The organism is Mesorhizobium sp. M4A.F.Ca.ET.090.04.2.1, assembly GCF_003999085.1.
Taxonomy (GTDB): domain Bacteria; phylum Pseudomonadota; class Alphaproteobacteria; order Rhizobiales; family Rhizobiaceae; genus Mesorhizobium.
This window is the reverse complement of record NZ_RZOT01000799.1, coordinates 1-1,691: the sequence shown is the minus strand read 5'-3', so window position 1 is coordinate 1,691 and position 1,691 is coordinate 1. Positions and strand designations below refer to the sequence as shown.

The following is a 1,691-nucleotide window of genomic DNA, read 5'->3' as shown; positions in this document are numbered from 1 at the left end:
GTGCTGTGCGTCGAAAGCTATATCGGCCGCCTGGGCGGACGCGAGGGTGTCAAGATCGAGGAGCAGATCCTGATCACCGAGACCGGCAACCCGCAGCTCTCGCGCTATCCCCTCGACGAGCGGCTACTGGGCTGAATCAGCGATCGCTTCGCGTAACGCCGCTACCGTCTCTGGCGGCGTGGCGCGGGCGGTGATGAACGGCAGGCCTTTGCGCCGCTTGGTCCAGCCAACGACCTTCACTTCTCGCGCGGCCGGCTCGAAGCGTTTGGCCAGCGCCCAGCTCTCGCAGTCGATCGCCGCGACATCGGCACTGCCCTCGGCAATGGCGACAATCGAGGAGCGATGCCCGCCGCTCTCGATCTGCGAAGCAAAAATGTCGAGGCTTTCGCCCATCGCCTCCAGGTCGCGCGTCAGCCCGAGCAGTCCGGACATGGAATCCGGATTGTTGAAGGCGAAGCGTTTGCCACGGATGAGATCGAGCGGGATCGAGGCGCTGCCATCAGCCGGCGATGCTACGAACGGCCCGCCGTCCGCCGGCATGACGATGGCGCTGGAATAGAGCTCGCCCTGCCCGCCCTCGATGGCATCGTAGCTCGGCTGGCCGATCACCTGGACGTGGCTCGCGAGCCCCAGTTCCATCGGCCCCCAACAGGTCTGCCCGAACAGCAGCGCCGGATGCAGCCAGAGCCCGTGGAAATCGAGGTCGCTCGCCGGCAGCGTCGCCGGATCGGGCGCGATGACCTTGCCGGCTGCGTCGCGGATGCCGCCGGGCACCGGCGGCAGGTCGCCATTGCCGCGGACGAGTATCTCCGGCGCGTCGATGCCCTTCTGCCTGATGGCTTCACGCAGCCGCGCCCATTGCGCATCGACCTCGCCCCTCGCCTCGGGCCAGTCATACATCGGCAAGGCCGCAACGAATTCGCTCATGCCTGGATTTGACCGCTGTTCTGGAAAACTGACAAGATCGCGGACGCGAGCCGCCCGCAGCATAGATGCCGCGTGGCGGCTATACCGGGATCATTCCTTCGGCGGCTCGGCCGGAACCGGCGCGCTGCCTAGCCCATTGACGTTGCGCGCCCGAACCCGCGGCTTGAATGCCCGGCCCGGCTCCGGCGCGCGCCGCAGCACCGGATGGACGATTGGCTCCTTCGCCTTGAAGGCATGCGCCTTGAGCAGCGCGAAATAGTTCGGGTAGGCATAGCCATTGTTCATCCGCAGCCACTCCTCGCGGCGGTCGCGGAACAGCTTCGGCAGTCTGTACCAGGCAACCGTCGGGCTCTTGTGATGAACGAAATGCAGATTGTTGTTGAGGAACAGGAAGGACAGCGGCGAGCGCTCGATGATCACCGTGCGCCCTTCCGGATGCTCCGACCACTGATGCTCGGCATAGGTGCGGATCGAAATCATCGACTGGCCGAGCCAAACCGGCACCAGGATGTAGAGCCACAGCGGAATGCCGAAGCCGAACGTCACGATCGGCACGACTACGGCAAGGCCGACGGCGTGCAGCAGCCATGCCTTGCGGATCGCCTTGTCGCCGGCAGCAATCTGCTTGGCGTCGTCGATGAAGAAACCGATCGACGACAGCCACGGACCGAGAATGAGCCGGCCTATCATCGTGTTGTTGACCTTCAGCAGGAATTTCATCGCCGGCGGCAACTCCTCATGCATCCAGAGCGCCTGATAATAGC

The 1,691-nt window shown here is 64.8% G+C and carries 2 protein-coding genes and 1 pseudogene; 1 reads left to right on the top strand and 2 read right to left on the bottom strand.

Going from position 1 to position 1,691, the window contains the following annotated elements; genetic code table 11:
- A pseudogene (locus tag EN781_RS35640) lies at positions 1 to 135 on the top strand (aminopeptidase P family protein); the annotation flags it as partial.
- Here EN781_RS35640 and EN781_RS31965 read toward each other — a convergent pair.
- A complete protein-coding gene (locus EN781_RS31965; protein ID WP_126054110.1) occupies positions 124 to 927 on the bottom strand; it encodes a PhnD/SsuA/transferrin family substrate-binding protein in 804 nt (267 codons plus the stop codon). The pseudogene EN781_RS35640 and the gene EN781_RS31965 overlap by 12 nt on opposite strands.
- Before the next feature lie 90 nt (positions 928 to 1,017).
- Positions 1,018 to 1,691, bottom strand: a 674-nt coding sequence (locus tag EN781_RS31960; RefSeq protein ID WP_127400700.1) for a fatty acid desaturase, incomplete at its 5' end; no start/stop codon positions are given.